At 61.0% G+C, this 16946-nt stretch carries 14 protein-coding genes; 13 read left to right on the forward strand and 1 reads right to left on the reverse strand.

Annotated elements, in window-relative coordinates:
- The first annotated feature begins 46 nt into the window (after nt 1-46).
- Genes A8C75_RS02555 through parC form a run of 3 tightly spaced genes read left to right on the forward strand, consistent with a single transcriptional unit; the run spans nt 47 to nt 4880 of the window.
- Nucleotides 47-676 (forward strand): YqiA/YcfP family alpha/beta fold hydrolase, encoded by a 630-nt coding sequence (locus tag A8C75_RS02555; protein WP_067377673.1) that lies wholly within the window; start codon nt 47-49, stop codon nt 674-676.
- A 16-nt stretch (nt 677-692) separates the two neighbouring features.
- On the forward strand, nt 693-2591 hold the full coding sequence (gene parE, locus A8C75_RS02560) for a DNA topoisomerase IV subunit B (protein ID WP_067377676.1): 1899 nt from the start codon (nt 693-695) through the stop codon (nt 2589-2591).
- A 33-nt stretch (nt 2592-2624) separates the two neighbouring features.
- Nucleotides 2625-4880, forward strand: coding sequence for a DNA topoisomerase IV subunit A (parC, locus tag A8C75_RS02565; RefSeq protein WP_067377679.1), 2256 nt, complete (start codon nt 2625-2627; stop codon nt 4878-4880).
- Nucleotides 4881-4982: 102 nt separating this feature from the next.
- On the opposite strand, the gene A8C75_RS02570 is transcribed toward parC, so the two are convergent.
- Nucleotides 4983-6662: a hypothetical protein gene (locus A8C75_RS02570; protein ID WP_067377682.1), complete on the reverse strand. Its 1680-nt coding sequence runs from the start codon at nt 6660-6662 to the stop codon at nt 4983-4985.
- Between the two features lie 258 nt (nt 6663-6920).
- Between A8C75_RS02570 and A8C75_RS02575 the strand changes: the two genes are divergently transcribed.
- The 10 genes from A8C75_RS02575 to A8C75_RS02620 all read left to right on the forward strand — a co-directional run bounded on the left by A8C75_RS02575 (nt 6921) and on the right by A8C75_RS02620 (nt 16943).
- Nucleotides 6921-8177: a glutamate-5-semialdehyde dehydrogenase gene (locus tag A8C75_RS02575; protein ID WP_067377684.1), complete on the forward strand. Its 1257-nt coding sequence runs from the start codon at nt 6921-6923 to the stop codon at nt 8175-8177.
- 6 nt (nt 8178-8183) lie between these two features.
- Nucleotides 8184-8852: a nicotinate-nucleotide adenylyltransferase gene (gene nadD / locus A8C75_RS02580; RefSeq protein WP_067377687.1), complete on the forward strand. Its 669-nt coding sequence runs from the start codon at nt 8184-8186 to the stop codon at nt 8850-8852.
- 6 nt (nt 8853-8858) lie between these two features.
- A complete protein-coding gene (gene rsfS / locus A8C75_RS02585; RefSeq protein WP_067377690.1) occupies nt 8859-9200 on the forward strand; it encodes a ribosome silencing factor in 342 nt (113 codons plus the stop codon).
- A gap of 5 nt (nt 9201-9205) precedes the next feature.
- Complete coding sequence (gene rlmH, locus A8C75_RS02590; protein ID WP_067377693.1) at nt 9206-9673, forward strand: 23S rRNA (pseudouridine(1915)-N(3))-methyltransferase RlmH; 468 nt, start codon at nt 9206-9208, stop codon at nt 9671-9673.
- 7 nt (nt 9674-9680) lie between these two features.
- Nucleotides 9681-11603 (forward strand): penicillin-binding protein 2, encoded by a 1923-nt coding sequence (mrdA, locus tag A8C75_RS02595; protein WP_067377696.1) that lies wholly within the window; start codon nt 9681-9683, stop codon nt 11601-11603.
- Nucleotides 11604-11643: 40 nt separating this feature from the next.
- Nucleotides 11644-12786 (forward strand): rod shape-determining protein RodA, encoded by a 1143-nt coding sequence (gene rodA, locus A8C75_RS02600; RefSeq protein ID WP_067377699.1) that lies wholly within the window; start codon nt 11644-11646, stop codon nt 12784-12786.
- Between the two features lie 13 nt (nt 12787-12799).
- A complete protein-coding gene (mltB, locus tag A8C75_RS02605) occupies nt 12800-13858 on the forward strand; it encodes a lytic murein transglycosylase B (protein WP_067377703.1) in 1059 nt (352 codons plus the stop codon).
- A complete protein-coding gene (locus tag A8C75_RS02610) occupies nt 13855-14739 on the forward strand; it encodes a septal ring lytic transglycosylase RlpA family protein (RefSeq protein WP_067377707.1) in 885 nt (294 codons plus the stop codon). Before mltB ends, A8C75_RS02610 begins: the two co-directional genes overlap by 4 nt.
- Before the next feature lie 68 nt (nt 14740-14807).
- Nucleotides 14808-16028: a D-alanyl-D-alanine carboxypeptidase family protein gene (locus A8C75_RS02615; RefSeq protein ID WP_084783681.1), complete on the forward strand. Its 1221-nt coding sequence runs from the start codon at nt 14808-14810 to the stop codon at nt 16026-16028.
- Between the two features lie 60 nt (nt 16029-16088).
- On the forward strand, nt 16089-16943 hold the full coding sequence (locus A8C75_RS02620) for an aminotransferase class IV (RefSeq protein WP_067377710.1): 855 nt from the start codon (nt 16089-16091) through the stop codon (nt 16941-16943).
- The last annotated feature ends 3 nt before the right edge of the window (nt 16944-16946 follow it).

Consider the following 16946-nt stretch of genomic DNA (forward strand, 5'->3'; position numbering starts at 1 on the left):
CCCCTCCGGTATGGTTCCGCCATAGTAGTATCAGCAAGGAGCGGGGATGACGCAGACCCATTTTATCTATGTTCACGGCTTTAACAGTTCCCCCGCGTCTATCAAGGCCCGCATCCTGGGTGACTACCTCGAGGGTGAGGGTTTGGCGGCGCACTACAGCGTGCCGGCCCTGTCGCACTGGCCGGCAGAGGCCATGGCGCAGCTCGAAGCACTGCTGGCCGACAGGCTGCAGCCCGTGCTGCTGGTGGGCAGTTCACTGGGGGGCTTTTACAGCACCGCGCTGGTGGAAAAATACCCGCATTGTCGCTGCGTGCTGGTGAACCCGGCCGTCGCGCCCCAGGTATTGCTGGCCGGCTGGCTGGGCGACAACGAAAATCTCTATACCCACGAACACTACCAGCTGACGCCAGAGCATCTGGCCCAGCTGCAGGTGCTGGTCTGCCCCGAGCTGCATGCGCCGGAACGTTATCTGTTGCTGCAGCAGACGGGAGATGAAACTCTGGATTATCGCGAGGCGGTGGCCCGTTATGCGGGCTGCGTGCAGTTTGTGCAGCCCGGAGGCAGTCATGGTTTTGACCGTTTCGAGGATCTGCTGCCGGCGATTCTCGCCTTTGCGGCCGGGCGCATCGAGTTGCCCGAAGCCGTAGCTTTACCCTTCTCCCAGCTATCGCATTGACAGGAATCCGCAACCGATGGCGACACAATACACAGCCGAGGCGATTGAAGTCCTCAGTGGTCTGGATCCGGTAAGACGCCGGCCGGGCATGTATACCGAAACCGACCGTCCCAACCACCTGGCCCAGGAGGTGATCGACAACTCCGTCGATGAGGCGCTGGCCGGCCACGCCAAACAGATCGACGTCGTGCTGCACAAGGACAGCTCCATGACCGTGAGCGACGACGGCCGGGGCATGCCGGTGGATATCCACCCCGAAGAGAAAGTCAGCGGCGTTGAGCTGATCCTCACGCGGCTGCATTCCGGCGGCAAGTTCAACAACGACAACTACCAGTTTTCCGGCGGCCTGCACGGCGTGGGTGTGTCTGTGGTCAATGCGCTGTCGCGCCTGCTGGAAGTGCAGGTCAAGCGTGACGGCAATGTCTATCGCATCGGCTTTGCCGATGGTGACAAGGTGTCTGAACTCGAAGTCATCGACAGCTGTGGCAAGCGCAATACCGGCACCAGCCTGCGCTTCTCGCCGGACCCGAAATACTTCGACAGCCCGAAATTCAGCGTGCCGCGTCTCAAGCATGTACTGCGGGCCAAGGCGGTGCTCTGCCCGGGGCTGCGGGTCACCTTTGTCGACCAGAGTGATGCCAAGTCCGAGAAGGAAGAGTGGTATTACGAAGATGGCCTGGTGGCCTACCTCAAGGGCTCGACTCAGGTCTTCGAGGCGCTGCCGGCTGAGCCTTTCAGCGGCAGCCTTACCGGTGAAGAAGACGCGGTGGAGTGGGCGGTGCAGTGGCTGGTGGACGGTGGTGACATGGTGGGCGAAAGCTACGTCAACCTGATTCCCACGGCCCAGGGCGGCACCCATGTAAACGGCTTTCGAACCGGTCTGCTCGAAGCCATGCGCGAGTTCTGCGAGTTCCGAAACCTGCTGCCCCGGGGCGTCAAGCTCAGCGCAGATGATGTGTGGGAGCGCTGCTGTTATATCCTCTCGGCCAAAATGCGCGATCCACAGTTTGCCGGTCAGACGAAAGAACGGCTGTCGTCGCGCAAGATTGCCGCCTTTATTTCCGGTGCCATCAAGGATTCTTTTTCCCTGTGGCTGAACCGCCATGTGGAAGAGGGCGAACAGCTGGCGGAGCTGGTGATCAGCAATGCCCAGCGCCGTCTGCGTTCCAACAAGAAAGTGGTACGCAAGAAGGTGACCCAGGGGCCGGCACTGCCGGGCAAGCTGGCGGACTGCTCCGGCGGCGACGCCATGCAATCCGAGCTGTTTCTGGTGGAGGGCGACTCGGCCGGGGGCTCGGCCAAGCAGGCACGGGACCGCGAATTCCAGGCCATCATGCCGCTGCGTGGCAAGATACTGAATACCTGGGAAGTGGACTCCGGCGAGGTGCTGGGGTCGCAGGAGATTCACGATATCTCCGTGGCTATCGGCGTTGAACCCGGTTCCGACAATCTCACCGGTCTGCGTTATGGCAAGGTCTGCATCCTTGCCGACGCCGACTCCGACGGTCTGCACATAGCTACTTTGCTGTGCGCACTGTTTGCGCGTCATTTCCGCCCGCTGGTGGCCGCCGGCCATATTCATGTGGCCATGCCGCCGCTGTTTCGCATCGACGTCGCCAAGGAGGTGTTCTACGCCCTGGACGAGGACGAGAAGAACGGCATCATCGAGCGCATTCGTGCCGAGCGCAAAAACGCCAAGATTGGCGTACAGCGCTTCAAGGGTCTGGGTGAAATGAATCCGCTGCAGTTGCGTGAGACCACCATGGCGCCGGATACCCGCCGCCTGGTGCAGCTCACTATCGATACGGAAGAAGGCGACGACACCGACGAAACCATGGATATGCTGCTGGCCAAGAAGCGCTCGCCGGATCGCAAGAGCTGGCTCGAGATCAAGGGCAACCTGGCCGATATCTGATGACGGGCACGGGTGCCCGGACGGAAGCTTAAAATGAGTACAGAAACCACGTTTGAAAACGGCGTCGAACGGCTGTCGTTAAAGAATTTCAGCGAGAAGGCCTACCTGGACTATTCCATGTACGTCATTCTCGACCGTGCGCTGCCGCATATTGGCGATGGCATGAAACCGGTGCAGCGCCGCATCGTCTATGCCATGTCGGAACTGGGCCTCAAGGCCACGGCCAAGTACAAGAAATCGGCCCGTACCGTCGGTGACGTGCTGGGCAAGTTCCACCCCCACGGCGATTCGGCCTGCTACGAAGCCATGGTGCTGATGGCGCAGCCGTTCAGCTACCGCTATCCGCTGGTTGATGGCCAGGGCAACTGGGGCTCGCCGGATGATCCCAAGTCCTTTGCCGCCATGCGCTATACAGAGTCGCGCCTGGCGCCCTATGCCGAGCTGCTGCTGCGCGAGCTGGGCCAGGGTACGGTTGACTGGCTGCCCAACTTTGATGCCACCCTGCAGGAGCCGGCGGTACTGCCGGCGCGCCTGCCCAACGTGCTGCTCAACGGCACCACCGGCATTGCCGTGGGCATGGCGACGGATATACCGCCGCACAACCTGCGTGAAGTGACCAGTGCCTGCCTGCATCTGCTGGACCATCCTTCGGCGGATGTGCAGTCGCTGTGCGAATTCATTCCCGGGCCGGACATGCCCACGGACGCCGAAATCATCACCCCGGCCCATGAGCTGCGCAAGCTCTACGAAACCGGTCGCGGTTCGGTACGTATGCGTGCGGTCTATATCCGTGAACAGGGTGAAATTGTGATCACGGCGCTGCCGCATCAGGTTTCAGGCAACAAGATTCTGGAGCAGATCGCGGCCCAGATGCAGGCCAAGAAACTGCCAATGGTGGCGGATCTGCGGGATGAGTCCGATCACGAAAACCCCACCCGGCTGGTGATTATTCCGCGCTCCAACCGCGTTGATATCGACCAGTTGATGGCACATCTGTTTGCCTCCACTGATCTGGAACGCAGCTACCGCGTTAACCTCAACATGATAGGTATCGATGGCCGGCCCCAGGTGAAGGATCTGCGTCAGATCCTGACCGAGTGGCTCAGCTGGCGTACCCAGGTGGTACGCCGCCGCCTGCAGTATCGCCTGGATAAGGTGCTGGACCGGCTGCACCTGCTCGAAGGCCTGATGATTGCGTACCTCAATATCGACGAGGTGATCGCCATTATCCGCTACGAGGAGGAGCCCAAGGCCGAAATGATCCGGCGCTTCAATATCAGCGAGCGCCAGGCCGAAGCGATTCTGGAGCTCAAGCTGCGCCACCTGGCCAAGCTCGAAGAGTTCAAAATCCGTGCCGAGCAGGACGAGCTGGAGGCCGAGCGCAAGCGTATCGAGGAAATCCTGGGTTCAGATTCGCGCCTGCGCAAGCTCATCAAGGATGAATTGAAGGACGATGCCAAGACGTACGGTGATGACCGCCGCTCGCCCATAGTGCAGCGCAACGAAGCCCAGGCCTTCAGCGAGAAGGATCTGCTCAGCGCCGATCCGGTGACGGTAGTGATTTCCAAACAGGGCTGGATTCGTGCCGCCAAGGGGCACGATATCGATGCCGAAGGCCTGAGTTACAAATCCGGTGACAGTTTCAAGCTGGCCTGTGCCGGGCGCATGAATCAGCCGACCCTGCTGCTCGACTCAACCGGGCGCAGCTATACCCTGGATACCCATACGCTGCCGTCGGCGCGGGGACAGGGTGAGCCTGTGACCAGCCAGCTGTCGCTGCCCAAGGGGGCGACCATTGAAGGCATGTTCTCGGGGCAAGATAACGATAGGGTGCTGTTGGCCTCGGATGCGGGCTATGGTTTTGTCGCCAAGGTGTCTGATCTGAGCAGCAAAACCAAGAACGGCAAGGCGGCGCTGACACTGCCGGAGGCGAGCCTGACCCTGATGCCTATTCTGGTGAAGGATGCAGCACGGGATCTGCTGGCGGCGGTCACCAATGAAGGCCGGCTGCTGGTCTTCCCGGTGGCGGATCTGCCGGAGCTGGCGCGGGGCAAGGGCAACAAGATCATCAATATTCCGGGGGCGCGGGCCAAGGCGCGGGAAGAGTATCTGACCGCACTGATCACGCTGGATCCGGACCGGGCGCTGGTGGTGCACGCCGGGCGGCAGCACCTCAAGCTCAAGCCGGCGGAGATCGATCACTATCGTGGTGAGCGTGGCCGGCGCGGCAACAAGCTGCCACGGGGTTATCAGCGGGTTGATCGTCTGGAAGTGGAGGGAGACGAGTAGAGGGCAGCGGCTGCACGCGCCCTGACATACGATAAAGGCGCTGGCGACCTCTGTGTCGTCAGCGCCTTTTTGCTGTCTGGCCTGGGGTGCGTCCGGCTGAGATCAGCCGGTCTTGCTGATCAGGTGGCTGGCCTGGCGCTGCAGCAGCTCCTCGTAATCCTCGCTCAGGCGATGGATCAGCACCTTGTCTTCGTCCTCGCGCCTGACATCGGCGTGCTCCAGCAGATTGTCCTTCAGGTCCGGTACTTCGGTCAGCGCCGTGTGGCTGATCAGTTCGTTGCTCTGGGTGCTGCGAGTCAGGAACTGGACTTCTTCCAGCATCAGTGCGGGTTTCAGGCAGTTACCGCGGACCAGTGCTATATGCAGGTTCAGTACCGGCTGGAAACCACGAATACGGCCCTGGTTAAAGGCCCGGTACAGCAGGGTGAACAGCTTGGCGGCACAGAGCGCATTGGCGCCGTGGGCGTCGTCGTCGGTGGGCTGGCGGAACCAGATGCGCACGTCGCCGTTGTCCTGGGGTTCGATGTCGCCACTGTAAATGGCGGCGATCTGATGGGCGAACTGGCGGTAGTGGGTCAGCAGCTCGGTGCGTTCGTCTTCATCGACATACTCGGCATGGCCACTGGCGGCATCGATCAGCAGCAGATAGCTGGCTTCATCCGGCGCCAGTCTAAGTTCCAGTTCGTGCTCAAAGCTGTACAGACCCAGTTGAGTCTCGGCGCGTTCGCGCAGTGGATTGGGCGCGCTCGGGCGCTCGGGTTCGGCGGCAGCCGATTCATCGTCGTCAAACTCCAGATCCTCGTCGATAAAACGGGGTTCCTGGGGACGTTCGGATTCATCCGGCTGCGGCGCCGAAGGCATGAAACGGGGCATCAGGCGTTCCTTCACCGGCCGCAGCAGATCCAGCAGTCCCTCGAAGCCGGACTCTTCCCGCTCAGGCTGTCGGCGTTTGTTTGAAGCGTCGTCCTGATCGTCGTATTGATCACTATTCTGGCCAAAGTCGTCGGTGTCGTTGAGGGGCTGATAATCCTCATCGGCTGCGGCCGATGCGTCTGCATCTTCGGCCGGGAAGTCGTAACGCCGGTTATCATCCTCAGTCTCGGCATTGTCCTGTTGCAGCTTTGCCTCAGCCGAACCTTCCGCCGGGAAGGTCGCTGGGTTTAGCCCGCTCATCGGTTCCGTATCCCGCGCTGTGCCTGCCTCCTCTTCCAGCTCGGCATCTGCCAGAATTTCATCGTATTGTTCGGCATCACTGGATTCCCGTGGAGGGCGGGGGTTCAGCGTCATGGCCAGGGTCAGCAGGGCCACCAGGGCGCTGCCGAGCCAGAGCATGGCCACCAGGGTCAGCTGCCCCAGGCGTTGCTCCCGGGCGGGGGCCGGATCGAGCCAGAACAGCATGCGGCCCAGGGGCTGCTGCTCGCGTTCCAGCATCAGCTCGCGTTCCAGCGGTCCTTCGGCTTCACCGCTGCGGGCGACCAGCTCGTTGGTCTGGTTATAGAGTGCGATGCCGCGCACTTCGGGCTGGTCGCCCAGCTCGTTGATCAGGTAGTTCAGGCTGACGCGGTCGTCGGCCAGCAGCAGCGGTTGCAGCAGTACGGCGGACTGGCGCATCAGCTTGCCGCCGGATGCCAGCGTTTGTGCCTGGGCATCCTTGCTGGCGCTGAACCAGAGATAGCCGCTGCTGAGCAGCAGGCCACAGGTCAGGATCATGGCCAGTTGCAGCAGCAGGCGACGACGCAACGGGGACGGAATAGAGGTGATATGGGGCTGGACTGCGGACATAGTGTGCTGGGTTATCCAGAGGCGCGTGGAAATTGGACGAAACCGATCATAACAGCTCAACCGGGGCCGGCACAGTGCTGCCGGGCTGCATGTTGCAGCGCACTCAAAGGTCATTTAAAACACCGGTTGCAGTGGCCTGTTGGTGTATCGGTTTGGGTGTCGCTTTCGGCGCTTGCAGCAAAAGTGAAATCCTTCATGCAAGATCCGGGTTCCGGACGGTATAATGCGCAGGTTAACGACCGGAGTTAAGGGCAGGGCATGAACGTAGAGGCATACATGATCGAGCTGGGTCAGCGTGCACGCGAGGCGTCGCGGCTGATGGCACGTGCTGAAACCGGCATCAAGAACAGGGCGTTGCTGTACATGGCCGAGGCCATCGAGGCAGGACGCGATACTCTGGCGAGCGCGAATCAGCAGGATCTGGAAAGCGCCCGGGCCAATGGCCTGGATGCAGCCATGCTTGACCGCCTGGAGCTGACACCGGCACGTATCGATACCATGGTCGAGGGGTTGCGTCAGGTGGCGACACTGGCGGATCCCATTGGCGGTATCACCGATATGAATTATCGCCCCAGCGGTATCCAGGTCGGCAAGATGCGCGTGCCCCTGGGCGTGATCGGCATCATCTATGAGTCGCGTCCCAATGTGACGGTCGAGGCGGCGAGTCTGTGCCTGAAGTCCGGCAATGCCGCCATTTTGCGCGGTGGCTCGGAATCGATTCATTCCAACCAGGCGATTGCGGCCTGCATTGCCGCGGGCCTCAAGCGCGCCGGGCTGCCGCAGACCGCCGTGCAGGTGGTCGAGACCACCGACCGTGCCGCCGTGGGTCAGTTGATCACCATGCCGGAGTACGTCGACGTTATAGTACCCCGCGGTGGCAAGGGCCTGATCGAGCGGGTCAGCCGTGATGCCCGGGTACCGGTGATCAAGCATCTGGACGGTATCTGCCATGTCTTTATCGACAGTGAGGCGGATATCTCCAAGGCGATCAATATCGCCCTCAATGCCAAGACGCACCGCTACGGCACCTGCAATACCATGGAAACCCTGCTGGTCGACAGCAGTGTGGCCGCCAAGGTGTTGCCGGAGCTGGCCGGCGCCTATGAGCAGGCCGGTGTCGAGCTGCGCGGCTGTGAACGCACCCGCGCGCTGCTGCCGCAGATTCTGGCGGCAACGCAGGAAGACTGGTCCACCGAATACCTGGCCCCCATTCTGTCGATCCGCGTGCTGGACGGCATGGATGAGGCCATCAGCCATATCAACCAGTATGGCTCCCACCATACCGATGCCATCGTCACTGAAAACTACACCAAGTCGCGGCGCTTCCTGCGGGAAGTGGATTCCAGCTCGGTGATGGTCAATGCCTCGACGCGCTTTGCCGATGGTTTCGAGTACGGCCTGGGGGCCGAAATTGGTATTTCCACGGACAAGATTCATGCCCGTGGCCCGGTCGGCCTTGAAGGCCTGACGTCGCAGAAATACGTGGTGCTGGGTGATGGTCATATCCGTCAGTAAACGGACATGACCGCTACCGGCCCTGCGGATGCCCTGGTTTTCATGGGCGGCACCTTCGATCCCGTGCACAATGGCCACCTGCGCACCGCGCTGGAGATCCAGCAGTGGATGGGAGTCGAACAGGTCTGCCTGATCCCCTCGAAGGTCCCGGTGCACCGCGAGCAGCCTGGCTGCTCGTCGGAACAGCGTCTGGCCATGGTAGGCCTGGCGGTGGAACACGAGCCTGCCCTGCGGGTGGATGCGCGTGAGGTGCTGTCGGACCAACCGTCCTACAGTCTGCTCACGCTGCAGTCGCTGCGGGCCGAGATCGGACCCGCCCGGCCGCTGTGCATGGTGCTGGGAATGGATGCCTACCTTGGGCTGGCCAGCTGGCATGGCTGGGAACAGCTGCCGGATTACTGCCACATCATAGTGGTGTGCCGGCCCGGTTATGTATACGAGCCGGATGAACGGATGCGCCGTTTCCTCCGTGCCCACGAAACCCGTTCGCTGGGTACTGTGCTGGGGTTACCCTGCGGCCACGTGCTGATGCACGAACTGACGCCGCTGAGTATCTCGGCCACCCAGATTCGCCAGTTGGTGGCGAAGGGGCTGTCACCCCGTTACCTGTGTCCAGACCCCGTCTGGCACTATATGCAACAACACAAACTTTACGTGATTGAAGAGGATAGTTAACCCAAGATGCGGATTGATCAACTGGTCACCCTGGCGCAAACCGCGCTGGAAGATATGAAAGCCAAAGATGTCGTGTTACTTGATGTGCAGGGCAAATCCAGCGTGACCGACTTCATGCTGGTCGCCAGCGGAACCTCCCATCGCCATGTGAACTCCATTTCCCAGGGCGTGATAGACACGGCGAAAGCAGCGGGCGTGATACCGCTTGGCACCGAAGGCCAGACCGGCGGTGACTGGGTGCTGGTGGATCTGGGCGATATCGTTGTCCATGTCATGATGCCGGATGCCCGCAGCTTCTATGATCTGGAGCGGCTGTGGAGCTTTGACGCGGCTAAGGCAGCAGAGTAACGGCGATGAAAGTACGTCTGATTGCCATTGGCGGCAAGATGCCCGGCTGGGTCACCCAGGGCTACGATGAGTACGCCAAGCGTCTGCCGGCGGATCTGACGCTGGAGCTGGTGGAGTTGCCACTGGGTCATAGGGGCAAGGGCGCGGATCTCGCCCGGGCCAAGCGTCAGGAAGGTGATCAGATGCTGGCGGCTATCCCCAGAGGAGATCTGGTGGTGGCGCTGGAGGTGGAAGGCCGCAACTGGTCGACCGAGCAGCTGGCATCGAACATGGAAGGCTGGCGCATGGGGGGGCGAAACGTATCCTTGCTGATCGGCGGTCCGGACGGTCTGGATGCCCGCTGCAGTGCAGCGGCTGAGCAGCGCTGGTCGCTGTCGGCCCTGACGCTGCCCCATCCGCTGGTGCGTGTGCTGCTGGCAGAGCAGCTCTACCGCGCCTGTACCATTTTGCAGGGTCACCCCTACCACAAATAGCGATTTCATGGCCTTCGAACGCTTCAAGGATTACAGCCAGGAAAGCCGCACCTTTGGTGCCCGGGCAATGCTGGCCTTTATGCTGGTGGTGGTGCTGGTGGCGGTGCTGATAGGCCGGCTCTACTTTCTCCAGGTGGTGCAGTACGACCGTTATGCCGCCATGTCGGAGGACAACCGGGTGCATCTGCAGCCGGTGGCGCCGACCCGTGGTCTGATCTATGACCGCAATGGCGTTTTGCTGGCCGAAAATCGCCCCAGTTACAGCGTGACGGTGCTCAAGGAAGAAGTGCGGGACCTTGAGGGCACGCTGGAAGTCCTCAAGGAGCTGATTCCCATTACCGAGTCCGAGCTGGAGCGCTTTGACAAGCGCTACCGCCAGCGCCGTCGTCCGTTCGAGACGGTACCGGTACGCTTTCGGCTTACCGAACCGGAAATCGCCCGCATTGCCGTCAATTATCACCGCTTGCCAGGTGTGCAGGTCGAGGCGGATCTGATCCGTTACTACCCCTACGGTGAGGCTGTGGTACATGCACTGGGCTATGTCGGGCGCATCAACGAGGCCGAGTTGCAGCGGGTGGAGGCCAATAACTACGCCGCCACGCACTATATCGGCAAGCTGGGTATCGAGAAATTCTACGAACCGCAGCTGCACGGAGAGGTGGGTTTCCAGAAGGTCGAAACCAATGCCCGTGGCCGGGTGTTGCGCGTGCTGGAACGCGTCGATCCGGTGCCGGGGGATGATCTGGTGCTGAGCCTTGATCTGCGTCTGCAACAGATTACCGAACGGCTAATCAATGGCCGTCGTGCTTCTGTGGTGGCGATAGATCCCAAAACGGGTGGAATTCTGGCGCTGGTGAGCGAACCGGGCTATGACCCCAACCTGTTTGTCACCGGTATTTCGACCGCAGACTACAGCGCGCTGCGGGACTCGCCCGACCTGCCGCTGTTCAACCGTGCGCTGCGCGGCGGTTACCCGCCGGCGTCGACCATTAAGCCGCTGATTGCCCTGGCGGCGCTTGATTCAGGCACCGTATCACCGAGTCATACGGTGTGGGATCCGGGCTTCTTTACCCTCAGTCAGGGCGGGCGTCGCTACCGCGACTGGAAGCGCGGCGGCCATGGCCGGGTGGACCTGAATCTGGCGCTGGCCCAGTCCTGTGACGTCTGGTTCTACGATGTCGGCTACCGCATGGGGATCGACAAGATGTCGGATTACCTGGGTCGCTTTGGCTTTGGCGCTGTCACCAGTCTCGATCTGCCCGAAGCGGTGCCGGCGGTGCTGCCCTCCAAGGAATGGAAACGCAATGCCCGCAATCGCCCCTGGTATCCCGGCGATTCGGTCAACCTGAGCATCGGTCAGGGCTTTTTTGTCGCCACGCCGCTGCAGCTGGCGACGGCCGCCACGGTGCTGGCCAATCGCGGCAAGTGGGTGCAGCCCAAGCTGTTGCAGGGCGTGCGTACCCAGGGTGAAAAAGGTGATATCAGCATCAAGATGCCGACGCTGGATGACGCTCAACCCGTGCCTGAAGACGTGACCTTGAAGTCCGATGCCTACTGGCAGCAGGTGATCAAGGGCATGGTGGATGTTATGCACGGCGAGCGCGGTACCGCGCGCAAGGCCGGCAAGGATGCGGGTTATATCATCGCTGGCAAGACCGGTACTGCCCAGGTGGTGGGTATCAAGAAGGATGAACGCTACGATGCCTCCAAACTGTCGGAGCGAAACCATGACCATGCGCTCTTCCTCGCCTTTGCGCCGGCGGATGATCCCCAGATCGCCGTGGCCGTGGTGGTGGAAAACGGTGGTGGCGGCTCCAGTACGGCTGCGCCCATAGCCCGTCAGGTCATGGATGCCTGGCTGCTGGGTATAGATCCCAGTGAAGATCCCATGGAGGAAGAAGTGCTGCAGGAAGTGGAAATATCACGATGATGATCGAATCGGCCTCTGTTGCAGGTCTGGGAGAGCTAGCATGAGTCTGCGTGATTTTCAGCGCACCATGCCGGAGTCCGGCCAGCATCTGGCGAAGCGCCCAGGCTGGTGGTCCCATACCCATCTGGATGCCTGGATGCTGCTGTTTCTGCTCATGCTGTGCGGCTTCGGGCTTTTCGTGCTCTATAGCGCCTCCGGGCAGGACATCGGTTACGTCAGCCGGCAGGCGATTCGCATGGGGGCGGGTCTGCTGGTGCTGGTTGTGCTGGCTCAGGTTAATCCGAGGCATCTGGCGCGCTGGGCGCCCTGGATCTTTGCCGCCAGCGTGCTGTTGCTGCTGGCGGTGTTGCTGGTCGGGGTGGGTGCCAAGGGTGCGCAGCGCTGGCTGGCACTGCCGGGATTCCGTTTTCAGCCATCGGAAATCACCAAGCTGGTGCTGCCGCTGATGATTGCCTGGTATCTTTCGAGCCGGCCGTTGCCACCGCGGCCATTGCACATTATTGTCTCGCTGGTGCTGCTGGGCATTCCGTCGGTCATGATCATGAAACAGCCGGACCTGGGTACCTCGCTGCTGATTGCGTCCTCCGGCATTTTCGTGCTGCTGCTGTCGGGCATTCTCTGGCGCTACGTGCTGGCCGCCATGCTGGCGGCCGGGGCTGCGTTGCCGGGGCTCTGGATGGTGATGAAAGACTATCAGCGTCAGCGGGTACTCACTTTCCTTGACCCCGAGAGCGATCCGCTGGGCAGTGGCTGGAATATTATCCAGTCCAAGACCGCCATAGGTTCGGGCGGGGTTTGGGGCAAGGGCTATATGGCCGGCACCCAGTCGCAGCTGGACTTTCTGCCCGAGTCCCACACCGACTTCATTATCGCGGTCATTGCCGAGGAAATGGGGCTGATCGGTGTGCTGATTCTGCTGTTCCTGTATCTGCTGGTGATCGGCCGCGGCCTGATCATCGCCAGCCGGGCGCCGGACAGCTTTGGCCGTCTGGTGGCGGGCAGCATTATTCTGACGTTCTTTGTGTATGTATTTGTAAACATCGGCATGGTCAGCGGACTCTTGCCGGTGGTTGGTGTGCCGCTGCCCTTGATCAGTTATGGCGGTACCTCTATTGTGACGCTGATGGCAGGGTTCGGCATTATGATGTCGGTTCATACCCATCGGCAGATGCTGCGTCGTTAAACAGGGATTTAGTATGCAAAAAGTTTTGGTTCCCGCTTTGGTTACACTGGCGCTGGTATTGCAAACCGGCTGTGCTTCAACAGCGGTTGGTCATGTCAGCAAGGACGCAGCCCCGACACCGGTGACGGCGGCCGCTGCCGGCAAGGGCTATTCGCAGCATCCCGAGGCGCTGGGGCTGATCGACGAGATGGTGGCCGAAGGAGTGGATCGCGCCTACCTGGTCAGCCTGCTCGATCAGGCGCAGCGCCAGGAGTCTATTCTCAAGGCCATGTCGCGCCCGGCGGAAAAGCGCCTCACCTGGGGCGAGTACCGCAAGATCTTTATTGAACAGAAACGTATCGACCAGGGCCTTCAGTTCTGGCGCGAGCACGCCGATACCCTGGCCCGGGCCGAGCAGCAGTTCGGTGTGCCGGCTGAGGTGATCGTCGCCATTATCGGCGTTGAAACCCGCTACGGCCGTATTACCGGCAGTTACCGCGTGATCGATGCGCTGGCGACGCTGGGGTTTGACTATCCCAAGCGCGGCGCCTTCTTCCGCGGCGAACTGAAGGAATACGTGCAGCTGGTGCAGGAAGAAAAGGTTGATCCGCTGTCACTCAAGGGCTCCTACGCCGGCGCCATGGGTTACGGTCAGTTTATCCCGTCGAGCTTTCGCGCCTATGCGGTGGACTTCGATGGCGACAACAAGCGTGATATCTGGAGCAATCCGGTGGATGCCATCGGCAGCGTTGCCAACTACTTCGCCCGCCACGGCTGGAAAAAGGGTGAGCCTGTGACCAGCAATGTGGTGATCAATGGCACCGCAGACAGCAGCTGGTTCAATGCCGATCTCAAGCCGGACCTTACCCTGGCGCAGTGGGCCGAGCGCGGCATCAGCACCCGCAAGGACCTGGATCAGACACAGAAGGCGACCCTGATGCAGCTGGAGATGGCCGAAGGTGACGAATATCGCTTTGGTCTGCATAACTTCTACGTCATCACCCGTTACAACCACAGCCGGCTCTATGGCATGGCGGTGCATGAGCTCAGCCAGATGATCGGTGCGGCCTACCGGGGGAGCAAGCAGGGGTGAGTTTCACACAAGTACGCCTGTCTCTGGTAGTAGTGCTAGCGCTGCTGGCCGGTTGTTCGTCTACGGTAAAACAGACCGAAGACAGTACCGGCGGGACCCCCGTACCCGAAGCCAATGCCGGTCGCTATGCCATGAAGCACGACAAGGCGCCGCTGGAAATGGTGGATGTGTCCAAGGTGCCCGATGCAGTGCCGCGGCTGGAGCCCAAAAGCCTGAGGGGGAATCGCAGTCCTTACGAGGTGTTGGGGCAGCGTTACCATATCATCGAGGAAGCGCGGGGCTACAAGGAGCAGGGCACCGCCTCCTGGTACGGTCGCAAGTTCCACGGTTACGAAACCTCCAACGGCGAAGTCTACGACATGTTCAGTATGACGGCAGCGCACAAGTCGCTGCCGCTGCCGAGCTATGTGCGGGTGACCAATGTTGATAACGGCCGCCAGGTCGTGGTGCGGGTGAATGACCGCGGTCCCTTCCATGCAGGACGGGTGATTGACCTGTCCTACGCGGCGGCGTCGCGGTTGGACATGATGGGCGAGGGCACGGCCCGTGTCTCGCTCGAAGTGCTGGATCCGCGCGCGATGCTCGCTGCGGCCCCCGCCCTGACAGCCGGGAAAAAAGTGGCTCCAGGACCCGGGCGCTATCTGCAGGTGGGAGCCTTCTCGGACCGTGCGGCCATCGAGCGCATCGAGCAGAATATTGGGCAGTTGTCTGCGGGTTTGAACCTGCGGGTGTCACCCGTGACCCAGGAAGGCCGCACCCTGTACCGGGTGCAGCTGGGGCCCGTGCCTGACAGCGAAACCGAAGCGCGCCTGATGCGCCAGCTGGCCGATGCCGGTTACACCGCCGCCCGTCCGGTGGACTTACCCCTATCGCCTGAGTAGAGTAGAACTTTTAGTCTTCCAAGACGTCTACCCTGCACCCAATTTTCCGCAGACTGATAACGAGAATCATGGCTCAACGACCGATATACACCCGACTATGCGGCTTTTTCCTCTGTTCACTTCTTGTCGCTGGCCCCGTACAGGCTGAAACGCCTACCCTGAACGCAACCCCGACGCTCAATGCGACCCCGACACTGTCGCCGGCCGAGCTGATTCCGGCGTCGCCCCAGATTGCGGCTACCTCCTATCTGGTGATGGATGCCGAAACCGGCGAGATTCTGCTCTCCGACAAGGAAGACGAGCAGTTTGCCCCCGCCAGCCTGACCAAGATGATGACCGCCTATATCGTCGAGTACGAGCTGGCCAAGGGCAACATCTCCAAGGATGATATGGTGCTGATCAGCGAAAAGGCCTGGCGTACCGAAGGTTCGCGCATGTTCGTGCGTGAAGGTACCCAGGTGAAGCTGATTGACCTGCTGCAGGGCATCATTATTCAGTCGGGCAACGATGCCTCGGTTGCCGTGGCGGAGCACATCGCCGGCAGCGAGTCGGCCTTTGCCGACCTGATGAACCAGCATGCAGGCCTGCTGGGCATGAAGAACACCTATTTCCGCAATGCCACCGGGCTGCCTGCGGATCAGCATATGTCCACGGCGCGCGATCTGGCTATACTGGCGCGGGCGATTATTCGCCAGTTTCCGGAAAACTACCCGATCTATTCCGAGAAGTACTTTACCTACAACGAAATTCGCCAGCCCAACCGCAACCGCCTGCTGTGGCGTGACGACTCGGTTGACGGCCTGAAAACCGGCCACACCGAAGAAGCCGGCTATTGTCTGGTGGCGTCGGCCAAGCGCGATGACATGCGTCTGGTCAGCGTGGTGCTCGGCACCACCAGTGAAGAGTCGCGCGCGCAGGAAACCCAGAAGTTGCTGGCCTATGCGTTCCGCTACTACCGCACTCACAAGCTGTACGATGGCGGCACACCGCTGAATAGCGCCACTGTCTGGGGTGGTCAGGGCGGTGAAGTACGCCTGGGCCTGGCAGATTCCCTGGCGGTTACCGTACCGCGGGGCCAGACCGACCAGCTGGAAGCTGCGCTGGATGTGGATCGCGTGATTAAGGCTCCGGTCGTGCAGGGGCAGGAATATGGCCGCGTGCGGGTAATGCTCAACGGTGAAGTCGTGCGCGAAGTACCGCTGGTTGCGCTGGAAGATGTCGCCGAGGGTGGCCTGCTCAAGCGTATCTGGCACAGCATCCTGCTGTTCTTCCTCAGCCTGATTGGCTAAACAAGTACCCACTGACCCCGCCGCCTTTGCTTTGAAGGCGGATTGAGGAGGCGGATGCCGATGAATATCGTATATCTCAAGGGTCAGTTCATGGCCTCTGAAAAGGCGACAGTGTCGCCTTTCGATCGAGGCTTTCTGTTCGGTGACAGTGTTTATGAGGTGGTGCCCTATTTTCGCGGCATCGGTTTCAGGCTGCAGGAGCATATAGCCCGGCTGGAGCACAGCTTGCGGGCGGTGCGCATTCAGGCCGACACCGACTGGGCCGGGCTGATGGATGAGTTGGTGCAGCGTAACGGTGGTGGCAACATGTCGGTGTATCTGCAGGTGACCCGTGGTGATTGCGGCAGCCGCAGCCACAGCTATGATGCCAGCCTCAGGCCCACTGTCTTTGCCTGCTGTGCGCCGGTGCGCAATTTCGCCGCGGTGCCGGCTGAGGATGTGGTGGGTATCAGTGCCATTGTCACGGCGGATCTGCGCTGGCATCGCTGTGATATCAAGTCCACAGGCTTGCTGCCCAATATTCTGGTGTTGCAGCAGGCGCGTGATCACCGGGCGGATGAAGCACTGCTGCTGCGCGATGGTGTACTGACCGAAGGCACCTCCTGCAATCTCTTTGTGGTGCGTCAGGGCGTGATTTATACGCCCAAGCGCAGCTCCGATATTCTGGGCGGAATTACCCGGGAGCTGGTACTGGGCCTGGCCGATGCCAATGGCATGCAGTATCAGGAAGTGGATATCGATTACGATAGCCTGATGAGCGCCGATGAAGTCTGGATCTCCAGTTCGACTCGCGGTGTAGTGCCGGTGACAAGGGTGGATCATAGCCCCATTGGCAGCGGTAACAAGGGGCCCGTCTGGGCTCGAATGTTTGAATTGTTGGCCCGTTACCAGCAGCAGCTGATGACGGGGGAGTGAGTG

The sequence above is a fragment of the Marinobacterium aestuarii genome, from assembly GCF_001651805.1.
In the GTDB taxonomy this organism is placed as follows: domain Bacteria; phylum Pseudomonadota; class Gammaproteobacteria; order Pseudomonadales; family Balneatricaceae; genus Marinobacterium_A; species Marinobacterium_A aestuarii.

Excerpts from the sequence above, each read along its gene's own strand:
- A8C75_RS02555 (WP_067377673.1), top strand. The coding sequence starts at position 47 with ATGACGCAGACCCATTTTATCTATGTTCACGGCTTTAACAGTTCCCCC.
- parE (WP_067377676.1), top strand. The coding sequence starts at position 693 with ATGGCGACACAATACACAGCCGAGGCGATTGAAGTCCTCAGTGGTCTG.
- parC (WP_067377679.1), top strand. The coding sequence starts at position 2,625 with ATGAGTACAGAAACCACGTTTGAAAACGGCGTCGAACGGCTGTCGTTA.
- A8C75_RS02570 (WP_067377682.1), bottom strand. The coding sequence starts at position 6,662 with ATGTCCGCAGTCCAGCCCCATATCACCTCTATTCCGTCCCCGTTGCGT.
- A8C75_RS02575 (WP_067377684.1), top strand. The coding sequence starts at position 6,921 with ATGAACGTAGAGGCATACATGATCGAGCTGGGTCAGCGTGCACGCGAG.
- nadD (WP_067377687.1), top strand. The coding sequence starts at position 8,184 with ATGACCGCTACCGGCCCTGCGGATGCCCTGGTTTTCATGGGCGGCACC.
- rsfS (WP_067377690.1), top strand. The coding sequence starts at position 8,859 with ATGCGGATTGATCAACTGGTCACCCTGGCGCAAACCGCGCTGGAAGAT.
- rlmH (WP_067377693.1), top strand. The coding sequence starts at position 9,206 with ATGAAAGTACGTCTGATTGCCATTGGCGGCAAGATGCCCGGCTGGGTC.
- mrdA (WP_067377696.1), top strand. The coding sequence starts at position 9,681 with ATGGCCTTCGAACGCTTCAAGGATTACAGCCAGGAAAGCCGCACCTTT.
- rodA (WP_067377699.1), top strand. The coding sequence starts at position 11,644 with ATGAGTCTGCGTGATTTTCAGCGCACCATGCCGGAGTCCGGCCAGCAT.
- mltB (WP_067377703.1), top strand. The coding sequence starts at position 12,800 with ATGCAAAAAGTTTTGGTTCCCGCTTTGGTTACACTGGCGCTGGTATTG.
- A8C75_RS02615 (WP_084783681.1), top strand. The coding sequence starts at position 14,808 with ATGGCTCAACGACCGATATACACCCGACTATGCGGCTTTTTCCTCTGT.
- A8C75_RS02620 (WP_067377710.1), top strand. The coding sequence starts at position 16,089 with ATGAATATCGTATATCTCAAGGGTCAGTTCATGGCCTCTGAAAAGGCG.